Origin of the sequence: Pelagibacterium sp. 26DY04 (assembly GCF_031202305.1) — a bacterium.
GTDB lineage: Bacteria > Pseudomonadota > Alphaproteobacteria > Rhizobiales > Devosiaceae > Pelagibacterium.
This window is the reverse complement of record NZ_CP101731.1, coordinates 1,375,085-1,387,790: the sequence shown is the minus strand read 5'-3', so window position 1 is coordinate 1,387,790 and position 12,706 is coordinate 1,375,085. Positions and strand designations below refer to the sequence as shown.

At 60.2% G+C, this 12,706-nt stretch carries 12 protein-coding genes; 3 read left to right on the top strand and 9 right to left on the bottom strand.

Going from position 1 to position 12,706, the window contains the following annotated elements; all coding sequences use genetic code 11:
• Positions 1-97: 97 nt before the first annotated feature.
• Positions 98-1,543 (top strand): MFS transporter, encoded by a 1,446-nt coding sequence (locus NO932_RS06685; RefSeq protein WP_309210341.1) that lies wholly within the window; start codon positions 98-100, stop codon positions 1,541-1,543.
• Here NO932_RS06685 and NO932_RS06680 read toward each other — a convergent pair.
• Both NO932_RS06680 and NO932_RS06675 read right to left on the bottom strand, forming a co-directional pair.
• On the bottom strand, positions 1,540-2,256 hold the full coding sequence (locus tag NO932_RS06680; protein WP_309210340.1) for an RlmE family RNA methyltransferase: 717 nt from the start codon (positions 2,254-2,256) through the stop codon (positions 1,540-1,542). The two genes, NO932_RS06685 and NO932_RS06680, sit on opposite strands and share 4 nt — an antisense overlap.
• Positions 2,246-3,445: a Ppx/GppA phosphatase family protein gene (locus tag NO932_RS06675; RefSeq protein WP_309210339.1), complete on the bottom strand. Its 1,200-nt coding sequence runs from the start codon at positions 3,443-3,445 to the stop codon at positions 2,246-2,248. Before NO932_RS06675 ends, NO932_RS06680 begins: the two co-directional genes overlap by 11 nt.
• A gap of 409 nt (positions 3,446-3,854) precedes the next feature.
• Here NO932_RS06675 and NO932_RS06670 point away from each other — a divergent pair, with 409 nt between their 5' ends.
• A complete protein-coding gene (locus NO932_RS06670; protein WP_309161813.1) occupies positions 3,855-4,274 on the top strand; it encodes a hypothetical protein in 420 nt (139 codons plus the stop codon).
• 1,250 nt (positions 4,275-5,524) lie between these two features.
• Here the strand turns inward: NO932_RS06670 and NO932_RS06665 are convergent.
• From NO932_RS06665 to NO932_RS06650, 4 genes are all read right to left on the bottom strand, one after another.
• Positions 5,525-5,671 (bottom strand): hypothetical protein, encoded by a 147-nt coding sequence (locus NO932_RS06665; protein WP_309210337.1) that lies wholly within the window; start codon positions 5,669-5,671, stop codon positions 5,525-5,527.
• Entirely contained in the window at positions 5,668-6,033 is a 366-nt protein-coding gene (locus tag NO932_RS06660) for a hypothetical protein (RefSeq protein WP_309210336.1), read from the bottom strand. The genes NO932_RS06665 and NO932_RS06660 overlap by 4 nt, the downstream gene beginning before the upstream one ends.
• A gap of 89 nt (positions 6,034-6,122) precedes the next feature.
• Positions 6,123-6,398, bottom strand: coding sequence for a hypothetical protein (locus NO932_RS06655; protein WP_309210335.1), 276 nt, complete (start codon positions 6,396-6,398; stop codon positions 6,123-6,125).
• Between the two features lie 62 nt (positions 6,399-6,460).
• A complete protein-coding gene (locus NO932_RS06650; RefSeq protein ID WP_309210334.1) occupies positions 6,461-7,177 on the bottom strand; it encodes a glycoside hydrolase family protein in 717 nt (238 codons plus the stop codon).
• 774 nt (positions 7,178-7,951) lie between these two features.
• Here NO932_RS06650 and NO932_RS06645 point away from each other — a divergent pair.
• Positions 7,952-8,809, top strand: a complete 858-nt coding sequence (locus tag NO932_RS06645) for a methyltransferase domain-containing protein (RefSeq protein WP_309210332.1) — start codon at positions 7,952-7,954, stop codon at positions 8,807-8,809.
• On the opposite strand, the gene NO932_RS06640 is transcribed toward NO932_RS06645, so the two are convergent.
• The 3 genes from NO932_RS06640 to NO932_RS06630 are packed head-to-tail and all read right to left on the bottom strand — an operon-like array spanning position 8,806 to position 12,431.
• Positions 8,806-11,130, bottom strand: a complete 2,325-nt coding sequence (locus NO932_RS06640) for a hypothetical protein (RefSeq protein WP_309210331.1) — start codon at positions 11,128-11,130, stop codon at positions 8,806-8,808. The genes NO932_RS06645 and NO932_RS06640 overlap by 4 nt on opposite strands.
• Positions 11,127-11,465 (bottom strand): hypothetical protein, encoded by a 339-nt coding sequence (locus NO932_RS06635; protein WP_309210329.1) that lies wholly within the window; start codon positions 11,463-11,465, stop codon positions 11,127-11,129. The genes NO932_RS06640 and NO932_RS06635 overlap by 4 nt, the downstream gene beginning before the upstream one ends.
• A 12-nt stretch (positions 11,466-11,477) precedes the next feature.
• Positions 11,478-12,431, bottom strand: a complete 954-nt coding sequence (locus tag NO932_RS06630) for a hypothetical protein (RefSeq protein ID WP_309210328.1) — start codon at positions 12,429-12,431, stop codon at positions 11,478-11,480.
• Between the last annotated feature and the right edge of the window lie 275 nt (positions 12,432-12,706).

Below are 12,706 nucleotides of genomic sequence, written 5' to 3'. Positions count from 1 at the left end.
ACTGAAATAATCCTCCGCCTCGGATTGTCACGCCGGGCGAGAGGGGTGATGATACATTCGACAATTCAATAGATTCACATCCCGCCGGACTTTTCCCTTGTCCCGTCTCATTCCGCTGATCCTGGCGGTGGCCCTGTTCATGGAAAACATGGATGCCACCGTCATCGCGACATCGCTTCCGGCCATCGCCGCCGATATCGGCTCCACACCGGTGGCGCTCAAGCTGGCCTTCACTGCTTATTTCGTGGCGCTGGCCATCTTCATTCCCATGAGCGCCTGGCTGGCCGACAAGTTCGGCGCCAAGAACGTCTTCCGCGGCGCCATCCTGGTGTTCGTGGTCGGATCGATCGCCTGCGCCTTTGCAGGCTCCCTGCACGAGTTCGTCATGGCGCGCTTTCTCAAGGGAATGGGCGGAGCGATGATGACGCCGCTCGCCCGCCTCATCCTGTTGCGCACCACCCCGCGCACCGAACTCGTCAACGCCATGGCCTGGCTCACCATCCCGGCGCTGATCGGCCCCACCCTGGGACCGCCCATCGGCGGGTTCCTCACAACGTTCCTATCCTGGCACTGGATCTTTCTCATCAACGTGCCCATCGGGCTCTTGGGCGTCGTGCTCATCACCAAATTCCTGCCGCATGTGGAATCGGCTGAGTTGCATCCCATTGATTTTCTCGGCCTCGTTCTCTGTGCTGTTGCCTTTTCGGGTATCGTTTTCGGGCTGTCGCTGCTCTCGATGCCCGTACTGCCCCTCTGGATCGCCATTGCTTCGACTGCCATCGGTGTCGCGGCGGTGCTGATCTACATCCCCTATTCCCTCAGGATCGATCACCCACTGCTCGACCCGCGTCTGTTCTTGCAGCCGACTTATCGCGCGGCAGTCCTGGGCACTGCGTTCTTCCTGATCGCGGCCGGCGCAACCCCGTTCCTGCTGCCACTCATGCTGCAGGTCGGCTTCGGCTATTCGCCGTTCGAAACCGGGCTCATCACCTTCGTCGCCTCGCTGGGCGCGCTGGCCATGAAATTCATGGCCAAACCGATCTATGAGCGCATCGGCTTCCGCACAGCGCTCTTGGCCGCTGCGATCCTTTCGCCCATCGGCATGGCCATCCAGGGGTCCTTTGTCGCCCAGACTCCCATAGTGGTCATGATGCTGGTCATTTTCCTCGTGGGCCTCGTCCGCTCCATGTATTTTACCGGTCAGAACGCCTTGGCCTTCGCCGATATCGAAGACGATCAGGCCGGCCCCGCCACCGCTATTCATTCGGTGATGCGTCCGATCGCCACCGCCCTGGCGGTCGCCATGGCCGGCGGTGTGCTCGAATTGAGCAGCCATCTGCGGGGCGAGCCATTGGGCGTTATCGATTTCCACGTTGCGTTCTACGTGATCGCGGCCATATCGCTTTTGGCGGTGATCCCCTATCTGCGTTTGGCAAAAGACGCCGGCAGCGAGGTCTCCGGCCACCGAACAGCCGCCCAACGGGCTGCGGCACTCGAAAAGGCGAGCGAAAAAGGCTTCGAAGGCCGCGCGCCGCGCTTTTAATCCTGCCGCTCGCCCTTGAACCCGCGCGCGATAAGATAGGTCTCGGCCGATTCCGCGCGGCTCGAGGGCGGCTTGGCATGGAAGGTCGAGGCGAAATTGCGCTTGAGCATGGCCAACAGCTCGTGCTCGGTCCCGCCCTGGAACACCTTGGCCACGAACGTGCCGCCCGGCGCCAGGACATCGAGCGCGAAATCGGCAGCGATTTCCACGAGCGCCACGATGCGTAGGTGATCGGTGGGTTTATGCCCTGTCGTGGGTGCCGCCATGTCGGAAAGCACGATATCGGCCTTGCGTCCGCCCAGAAGATCGATCAGCGCCTGCGGCGCGTCCTCGTCGGTAAAATCCTTCTGCAGCAGCGCGGCGCCAGGCACCGGATCCATTTCCAGGTAGTCGATCCCCACCACCGTCGGGTTTTCCGGGTCCGATTTCACGGCCTTGACGGCCACCTGGCACCATCCACCGGGCGCCGCCCCCAGATCGACCACCCGCATGCCAGGTTTGAGCAGCCCGTATTTCTCGTCCAGTTCGAGCAGCTTGAATGCCGACCGCGCCCGCCAACCCTCTGCGCGCGCGCGGGCGACATAGGGGTCGTTGAGCTGGCGCTGCAGCCACAGCGTTGAGGATATTGTCCGCTTGCGCGCCGTCTTGACCCGGGTCTTGAGATCCCGTTCGCCGCGACGTCCAGAGCCTTTGCCTGTGGGCTTATTGGGCATCGCTCCCTCCTCTGCGTCTGCGGTTGGGACGGGGACGCATCCACACGCGGTCGTCCGACATCATCGAAATGAGAATTCCCTCGCGCAGCCCCCGGTCGGCCACGCGGATACGCTGGCATGGCCACTCGCGGCGGATCGCCTCGAAAATGGCGCAGCCGGGAATGACCAAATCGGCCCGTTCCCGCCCGATGCATGGATTGGCCATGCGTTTTTCATAGCTCATGGCCAGCAGTACGCGCATGGTCGCATCCACATCGTTGGCATGCATCCAGAGCCCATCGACCTTGGCGCGCTCATAGCGCTCGAGCCCAAGATAGAGCCCGGCAAGCGTCGTCACGGTTCCCGACGTACCAAGAAAATGCACCGGATGGCTGCCCAGCATGTCGCGAAGCTTGTCGCGCCCCCGGAAGTGACGCAATTGCTGGGTGACGTGATCGACCATTGCCTCGAAAACAGCCGGCGTTACGTCGACGCCGCCGAATTTTTCGGCGATCGAGACCACCCCGACAGGCAGCGACTGCCAGGAGCGGATCGAAGCGGAGGTCTTGCCCTGGTTGCGCGGGCGCCCGCCGCGGAAATCCAGCCAGGCGAGTTCGGACGAGCCACCACCGATATCGAACAGGATGGCGCCTGGCACATCGATTTCGATCAGATCCGCGCAGCCGGTCACCGCCAGTTCGGCTTCGGTTTTGCGGTCGATCACTTCAAACTGCAGGCCCACTTCGCGCTTGACGCGGTTGAGGAACGCAGCCGAATTGGTTGCCGCGCGGCAAGCTTCGGTTGCAACGATGCGCGCCTTGATACCCTCATGCTGAGCGAGCTTGCCGCGGCAGAGCTTGAGCGCCTCGATCGTGCGCTCCATCGCCGCTTCGGAAAGCCGGCCGGTCTGGCTCAGCCCCTCCCCCAGTCGAACGATGCGCGAAAAGCCATCAAGCACGCGAAAGCCGTTCTCAGTCGGCTTGGCGATCAGGAGACGGCAATTGTTGGTGCCCAGGTCGAGCGCGGCGTAAATGGGAGCGCGCTTCTTGCGCGTCCCGCCGGATTTGGCTTGCGACGTCCACCGCGGCCCGCGCTTGGCGCCCGGATGCGCCTTTGCGTCGTCGCGATCATGCCGGACTGGTTCGCGTCCACGCTCCCGCGCATGAACACTCGCCGCCGGCAAGGCGGTGGACCGATGGGAATCGGTCACTCGGTTCTCCGTGCTGCCTGGTCGCCCTATAGGACCCCGGGACGGGTTCGTTTCCCCTTCCCGCACCCGGTCGAATGGCGCCCGAGGCAGATCATTTTTCACTTCGAAGCCACGGTAGTCCATCGCGGCAGGTAACGCAATCATCCCACGCGACAGCGCTCGCCGGCACCTGGTCAATTTGTGGCCACAAAAATCCAGTTTATCCCCCGTCTACGGGAGGGGGGCCGCAGTCGCGCAGTCCCCATGCACGCCTCCATGCGTGATCAACCTGCCCGTTTGCGGAACATCCTCCAATTGGCCGATCCGCTCGCGACGGTTTTCGTCTGCCAATGACTTCTCGGAACCAAGTGCCGGTCCATCCAGTGCTCTGGTTGTACTGTGCCTCATAGAGCCCAAGGACAATATTAAAGTGATGCGTCTTGTCTTTTCGCTTCTTCTCGCCGCCTTCGCTGCCTCCATCGTCAACACCCCCGCTTCCGCCAGGGACGCACAAACCGTCATCAACGTCATGCTCAGCGAGCTTGGCGCCACCCGCCCCTCCGGATGTCCCGGTCGCTGGTGCGCATGCTATCTCGACACCGTCCTCGCCCGCACAGGCCTCGCCCCACGGGGCTCGAACCAGGCGCGCGATTTTGCCAACTACGGCGCCGAGGCCGCTCCGGGCACGGTGGGCTCCATCATGGTGATGTCCAGTCATGTGGGCGTGGTGGTCGGCGCTTGCGAAAACGGTCAGGTCCAGATCGTTTCGGGCAATTATTCCAACCGGGTTGCCCTTGGCTGCTACAGCCCCAACCGCGCCATCGCCTGGCGCGCCCCGGTGCGTCATTAAACTCACCGATGATTGAAATTGCGGGCTTGAAATCGCCAACGTGTGCCGCTAAACAGGCGCAACTCTTCCGGAGCCATCCGGTTCGAGGCAAGCGGCAAGCTCGCACTGGTGGGGAATAGGTTAACGGTAGACCCACGGACTCTGACTGCGAAATTATTGCAGTAAAATCAATACCAAACCGGCATGTGTACCGTCTAACCTGTCATCAAAAATCAAGGACTTACGACGGTTTTGTCTAACCGTTTTTGGTGCAATCCGCCCCCTTCCCTGCTATACTCCACCCGTTCGCGAGGCCAACTCAATGGGTTCTCGCTTAAGACCCTGATTACAGGGCCGGGGAGTTGATCGCCCTCGATACCGGGCCTTCGCATTCCGAATACGCTGGCAAGAACAGCCGTGCCTTCGGGCTAGGAATGTGAGGGACCCGGAAAGTTCCGCCCGGATGGGCTACGAGTTTGGGTGCCGGTGGTCACAGATAGTTTTGCCGATGGCTAAACTTGGTGGCGATGCCGAAAGTCAGAAGCTGGTCGCGGACGGGAATGCTCGTCGTAAGCCGATAGCCAAGGATTGGGGTTCGCTCCCGGTCGCCAGCGATGTAGGTTGCACCCAATCCCTTCTCTGGCGCTTATGAGCGACGGAAACAGTTTGGGGACTGAGTAGCGGTTTGGAGTTGTGCGCCCTAGCGGTCATTTCTGCGACAGCGCGAATCCTCTCGGTGAAAGGCGTAAGCGTCGTTCCCCAATCCTAACCCTGTCTCTGTGAGGTGGTAGATGGGACACTCAGCAGAACGCCGCGCTCACCTGGAGCGGATGAAAAAGAAGGCCCGAGCGATCTACCCGCATGATGAGCGGGCGTCATGGGCCAATCACCTTCAAGGTTGCTCGTGCCATATGTGCCGAAATCCCCGGCACTCGCATTTCCATAAAGGCGAGCAGAAGCTGACGATGCAGGAGCGGCGGGCCCTCACCATCCGTTCGGAACATTCCCCGGAGTGAAGTGGACTGTCACCGGGCGCGAACCGCACTTCTCGCATTTGAACCGTGAGAGGAAATAGCCTCGGTTCGGCACTATGCGGAAATCAGCGCCGAAAATCTCGATCAGGCGCGTCACCGGGATTTTCTTGGAATGATGGCAACGGCAGAACAGGGTGCACTCGCTACCATCCTCCATATGGTCTTGGAGGGTTTCCACCACGAATGCGCCATCACGACCACCCATAAGAACGGATAAAGAACAAACGCTAGGCCGAGTCAATCCCGCGTCGCCAGCTCGAACCGCGCCTCGATCTGCTGGGCGACGTCACAGTGGCGGAAGCAGATGTAGAGCTTGTCCTGCACCCTGTAGGGTGTCCATGCCTGCACGAGGGCATTGCAGCAGGCACAGCGGACCTCGTTCATCGGCCGGCGACAACCGAAGCTTGCGATCGCTCCATCCTCTCGATGATCTCCCTCATAACGCGAATGTCGGACGAAAGAGAGTTGAGGGACTGCTCGATGGTTCGCATGGCGCCGACGGTCTCTCGTGCCTGGGTCTCCACGGCGGTAAGGCGCAACTCGTGATTGTCGAGCGTTCGCTGTGTGGCGGATAGCTCGGCAACGTCACTTCGTATCTGCTCTATCGCCTGCGCGTTGGCACGATCCGCCGCCACCAGGTCGGAGTAGTTATAGCCCCAGCCACCAATCATCACGGCAAAGCCGATGATAATGGCCACGGTATTCAGGTTCCATTCGAAACGCCATTTGGGGGTTGGGACGTTCATTGTCTTGTCCTGATCTGCCACGGGAGCCCCTATAAGTCAGAAGTAGAAATGAGGCGCACGGGTTGCCCTGCCCGCGCGCCGCGAATGTGTCAGCGGTTCCGCGTCTCGATAGGACCGGCGTAGCCCGTCCGCGCCCGCGCCTCGGCTTCCGTCAGTACCGGAACATCCGGCTTTGCATTCGGCACAAGCCAGACAAGCAGAGCGCCCAGGCCGCCGATGATGGCGGTCAGCGTTTCCTCATCAAGCCCGAGATCGATTCCCGAATAGACGTTGACGAACTGCACGATGGCCATACCCAAGGCCACCCAGAGCTTGGCCGCCCGGAGAGGCCCGAACATGGTGAGAAGATTGAGCAGCTTGCCCATGGTGTTCTCCTATGAAAAAGCCGCCTCAGAGGGCGGCAGACAGTTGACGAGGGTTGAAGGGATCAGGCTTGCGAGACACGCCAGCCGATGAAGCCGAGAATGGCCGCAACGATGATCGCGATGAACGAAGCCGCATTGGGCTTTGGCGAGAGCGTCGGCGTCTCAACCGGAGCATCGGGTTGCGGTGCCTGATCAACGATCGGGCTGCGCTCGCCCGAGAAGGCGTTGGAGAGCTCGGCGGTGACGTTCACCCGCTTGGCGCTGGCAAAGTCCACCTGCATGTTGGAGCGCAGGCGAGTGTATTCGATGATCGTGCCGTCGTTGCTCCATTTTCCGCGAAACAACAGATCAGCTTCGAGGGCACGCCGGGTGACCAACCCCTTGACTGTCCGCCCACCTGCCTTGTTCCAGACCTTGAATGCTCTCTCGGCCGCCTCCATGTCGCCGGCCTTGAAATGGCGCACCCAGGACGCGTTGCGCAGCGCCCCTGCCCCAAGGTTCCAGGTAAACGACAGGATGGCGGCATACTGCGCCTCGGTGAGCCGATGGCCGGCAAACACCTCGTCGACATGCTTGGCGTAGTTCCGCAGCGCCCAGACGAAGAGGTTCATGCAGTGCTGGAGCGGCGCCGGATTGCCGATATAGCGCTCGACCCGATGGCCAGTCGCGTTGGTCATGCCGACGCACCAGGTCAGGACTCCGACGCTGTCTTTGTAGGTTTGGCGCACAAGCGCCTCGTGCGAGGCGAGCTCAAGCGCCGCGCGTGCGGTTAGGGCCATCGTGGCCTCCTTGTCGATGTTTGGTTTTGTGCTAGCTTGGCTTGGTCACGAGCGCTCGGCAAAGCCTGGTGACGCGGGTCGGGCGAATGTGAGGCGCCCGACCCAATTACTTCGTCTCTGGGGATGCCGAAACTTTTCAAACGTGAATCGCCGCAACCCTCGGCCGGCGAGCGCCGTTCGGGTCAAGCAATGTCTCCGAAAACGTTGCGTCCCTCAGAGAGCCGCCCATCGATCCCCCCACAAACTCCTCCGGTGGGCGGCTTATTCAGGAAGAGGCTCCTACTGGCCTTCCCCGATCACCGGTGGCATAATGCACGCGCAGTTGCCTCCAAGCATTGCAGAGCCGCTCACCGAACTCTGATCCGGTGGGCGGCTCACCATCAATCCAATGATGTAATTGCCGAGACGCTGGTTTGGTGAGCCTATGAGGTGTCTGGCTCTGACGCCTTTGGCCAGGCATTTCCCCAGTACCTCATCAGGCTCGGCTACGGTCGGGCCTTTTTCTTTGCCCGCTTTACGGCGGGGCGGGATCGTGGTGTCATCCGCCCATTGATTGGGGGATCACATGGATATTTTCAGCTTTCTGATCGGGCTATGGGTTGGGGCGCCGATCGGCGTCGTGGTGATGCTGGTTATGCGGGGGAGCAGGGATCAGAACCCTTGGCGCTGAGGCCGATGCTGGCCTCCTGCCGATGTTGATAGAGCCGGGCCGGAGGCGCTTGCCTCTCGGAACCATCGTAGAGTAGTTTTCCGGGGCTCGAACGGGAGGCATTGGTGCTCAAAGACATAAAGCAACGAATTTATCGCGCACGAAGGTCTGTCGGCCTTGTGCCTCCGGCTGACAACAAGACTGTCATCGATGCTATTCATGAGTTGAGAGGGGACCTTGCCAAAAGAGAGGCTAAGGCCTCACCCTTAGTCGCGGGCCGCGAAAGCGACGAGGATGTTTTTTTGCGGATGGCTCGGAGCGGGAAACTTGAGCAACTCATCACCAAGCACATAGATACGGTTTCCGCCTTAAAGCCGGTAGAGTATGCCCCCACTGTGCCGCTGCTGCCCAAGACGGCGGCACGCGACCTGGTCAGTGCCTATGTCAAGGATCGCCCGAACGAGCGGTTACGGCTGCTGGGTGTCGGCGGCGGGTACGGCGGATACCGCTATCTACAAGGCTTCGCAGAGCGAATCATTATGGACATAGCAAAGTCCGGCGAGGGTGACTTTGAGGTCGTCATCGCAGATATATGCGATCCAAACTTGGACCTCGGGCAGCAGTTCGATGTGGTATTTTCCCATGATGTTTTTGAACACGTTGAGAAGCCGTGGATTGCTGCGCAAAACTGCCTTCGGCTGTGCAAGGTCGGCGGGTTGAATGTTCACGCCGCTCCATTCGCGTGGCGATACCACCCCGTACCGACCGACTATTTCCGATTCTCGCATGATGGCTTTCGCGTGTTGTTCGAGAAAGCAGGGTACGATGTGGAAACAGTTTTGGCAGGCTACGATATATCGGAGCGGCGGGTAAATAAGGGCGGGTCTCAGTGGAAGAAAGTTGATGACCGCGCGCCGGTGGACGCCTTGGGAGGCTTCAGGGACAACTGGCGCGCGGTCTATGGGTGCAGGCGACTTACCTAGCGCAGAATATCGACCGCCACAGTGAATCGGGTGTCAGTCAGTGCCCCGCCGTTTGCCGTGGTCTCTATACTGAAGCCGCCGGAGCCCTTGCTGTTCCAATTCGCGATGCGTCCCGCCGTTCCGCACGTCGCCTGCGGGTAGTAAAGCGTGGTCGCGATGTTGTAGGGACCACCCCCAGCCGCATCCACGAAAGTGAAATCGTACTGGCCTGTGGAGGATTTGGACACGTCGAGTTGCAATCCGGCATCAATGTTGCGGCTGGCGATTGTCCCGTCCGCATTAACGGAGGCGTACAGCCTGATCGTGCGATAGGAAACGGGCTCCCGAACGAAGGTTCGGGGTATGATCTCCCGGTTCTGCGCCGCTTGGATGCTGTCGCCGTCAAGCTCAATTGTCAGCGCGAAGATATCTGACAGCCCGCCAAGATTGTCTTTGGTCGGGGCAAACTCGCTGCAATATCCAATGATGAGCCGGTCCTGAACCGCCACCATGGATTGTACGCCGGTAACGGAACCTTCCCCTAGCCGCCCATCGGAAAAGTACATGTCCTGCACTTTGGTGATCGTGAATGCATCGAAACCTTCCGACCTCAAATCGGCCAGTGTGGCTTCGAGCAGATACATCGGCACGATGCCTTCCTCAGTCAGTAGCGCCGTAGCGTTCCTAGCTCCGCTCAAGGTGGCAAACAGTTTGTCGCCAACGATCACCATGGCGGTGCCTGATAGAAGCGCCCAAGGATAGGCCGGCCCGGTAGTCAGGGTCCATGTCTGCCCCTCGTCGTCCGACCAGCCAAACTGGACAGCCTCGCCGTTTTCTTGGGAGCGGATCATGGTGTAGAGATATCCGTCAGCATCTTTTCGGATAGACGCCTCGACGCCATAGGTCGAAATCTGCCGGACGGCACTGATACTCGCCCCGCTTTGAAGCGGATTAGCCACTCGGACCATCCATGATCCCGGCTGGTTTCCACCCCCGCCATGCGTCACGGTGTAGAAGCCGCCCCCTGGGTTATCAGGGTCAGGCTCTAGGTGCATGTAGAGCGTAGTTAGGTTGGGGAGGCTCCCCCCAGAAGCCGCCGCAACTGCATCACTGAGGTGTTGCCCGCCAAAGAGAATTTCGGTGAAGGGCCCTTCGACAAACTCAAGGTTAAAGTCGCGCTCAACGAAGCCGGCATTTTCCACCATGCCAGTGACAGTGATGCCAAACCGCGTATCCTCGCTAACGGCGACCGTGTATTCGCCATCGGGTGTGACGCCGTTGAGTGCTGCACCGGACCAATCGAGAACCCGGACTTTATCACCAGCTTTGACGCCATGATCCGGCATCTCTTCTATGTACAAAATATCGGTGCCACGGGACAGGTTTTGCCCAGTAAGCTCACGGCGTTGGTATAGCCTCCGGCCAAACAACTTATGGGGTTGTCCGGTATCACGAACGATCACAAATTGCTGACCGTTCACTTGCCCCGCCGCAAAAGGCTGACGATTATATTCGCTCGGGATGATCCATTCTACCTCGCCCCATGTCATCCCTCCGTCCTTCGACCGGCACAGCATGGACTGATATTCTTCGCCGCCACCGTGAAGATTATTGCTGCGCTGCCGCCAGAGGGCGAACACGACCGGCCATTTGCCAACACCATCGTTGTATGAGTGCCAGCTATCCTGCGGCTGGCCGTCGAGCGCGTCGTCATTGGTGATCTGGGCCAACGTCCGATTGATGGTGTTCTTTGCCGGGATGCGTACCGTGGCCGTCTCGTCGTAGTTCTCGATCAGCCAATAGCCATTCTGGTAGGTATTGCCGGTCGGGATCGTAGTGATAGGATAGGTCTTGCTGCGCAGGTCCACGATGGACCCAGAAAGCACCGCCTCGAACGCCGCAAAGGCCGCGTCGTTGGTGGCGCCTGAGGAACCCTCGCTCGCTCCATAGTCTCCAGGGCTAACAACAGACCCCGCCGCAGCCTCGGCGGCATCCTTGAAGCCCTCTGCTTCGTTTCGGAACCCCTGCGCCTCACTCGCACTCTGCGCCGCTCCCGCCGTCGCGTCCTCAACGGCGGGTGCGAGAAGCGTATCGACATCTACGAGGTCAGACCAAAGCCCGCCTTCTCCGGCAACGCGCCACTGGATGTTTGTGCCGTCGTACTGGAGTTCAATGCTCGGCCCCTGTTCTCCGACCAGATCAGAAATCGGAAGCAGGTCTTGCCATTCGTCATCGCCCTCGATGCGCCATTGAATATGCGTATCGGTGGCTTGGAATTCTGCCTGCCGACCATCGATAGGAGGGATACGCGGAAGGACGCGCAGGCGGACATTGGCAGTCATTCGACAACCCCATCAATGAAGGAAAGAGACCCGACAAGCACCTGCGTGGTGCCCTCATCGGTGGTCATGGTCAGGCCGACCTTGTAAGTCGTGCCAGTGCAAAGCCCGCCCATATCGGTGGGCGTGAAGCGCCAGCGGATGACGTTGGTGCCCGCGCGTTCCAGCGTTCCCGCCTCAGTGCTGGCATTCAGAAGCTCGGCGCCGCAGCGGTCGCGGACAGCAAGCTCAAAGGCGATATCGCTGATATCAAGCGGGAGATTGGTGTCGCCGTTGATGACCTCTATGGCCTCGGCCCAATCGGCGGAATCTGTTGCGGTGAAAGAAGCCTGATACATTCTTTCGCCCCGCTAAAGCTTGATATAGATGGTCGCGAGGCCAAATGGCGGCATGTTGGTATGCGCCTCGCCCCCGCCACGGTCATTGATGTTAAGGGTGTGACTGTGGGCGCCAGCCGAACTTGTGGACTGGCTTTCGACCGTCCCGCTATTGCTGCCCCGGTAGAGTATCCCCCCGCCAGAATCCACGGAGGTATTCACACTGTGGCTGTGCGCGCCATTACTGGTGGTTGTACCCGTGTGGTCGTGCGACGGCATCTGTGCGATTGTCAGCGTCACATCATCTACGCCGCCGTACGAGCCAAGCGTGACGTTGTTGCCGTTGTCGAACAGGCTGTCGTCTATCAGGGCGACGTTGGTGTTGCCCATATCGCCAAGGCCGAAGATGGCGCGGTTGCGGAAGCTGGGCAGTTCGATTGTCTTGCTGGCTGACCAGTCGCCCGCCGCAGAAGCGCCGCGTCCGCCGCTGACGGTTAGGTTCGCGTCAACCGCCCACAGGAGCAGAAACAAGTCCTCGCAGTCCTCATTGGCGCGTTCCGTTGCCCCGGAACTTCCATCGCCAATTGTGCGCCCGTTCGCCCTGACCCAGCCTGAGTGCGCCCCAGTGTCGTAGCGTGCCTTGAGATCACCTGTGCGGGCAAGAAGCGTTTCCGGCGTATCTCCGCCACCCCCGCCGCTGTCATCGCCCGTGTTGGGCACGGAAACGCCATCCACGTCCCACAATGTGGCCCCGTTGGCGTCCTCGATGCGCAGTCGGTAATCGCCGGTCGGAAGGAAGATAGCCGGGAAGCGTCCATACCCATCGGCCACCACAGGATGGTCATGCGCAATATCGAACGCGCTGTCCTCATAGACGATCTTGGGCGTCGTGGTGTTGGCGTCGAAGAAATACGCCTTTGCCCCTGAATATGGATCGCCTGCCGTGTCGATGAACGGCACAAGCGGGTTTTGCCAGAGATATGCCATTGGGCAGATTCTCCATAAGAAAAACCCCGCTTGCGGGCGGGGCTGGGAACGATTACTTTGGTGGGATGCAAATCGACCTAAAGCCGCACGAACACTCCACACTCATTGAGGTGGTGAAGACCCCAGCGTGGATGTTCTACGGTTTCTTTGCCGTGTGGGTTGCTGTCGCGCTCGGGCTTGTCGTCTTCGCCGGATACCCTTGGCCGGTATTATTCTTCGGAATATTCAGCGCCGGGTTGGGGATTGGCTGGGTGACCACATACCCCGAATACCAT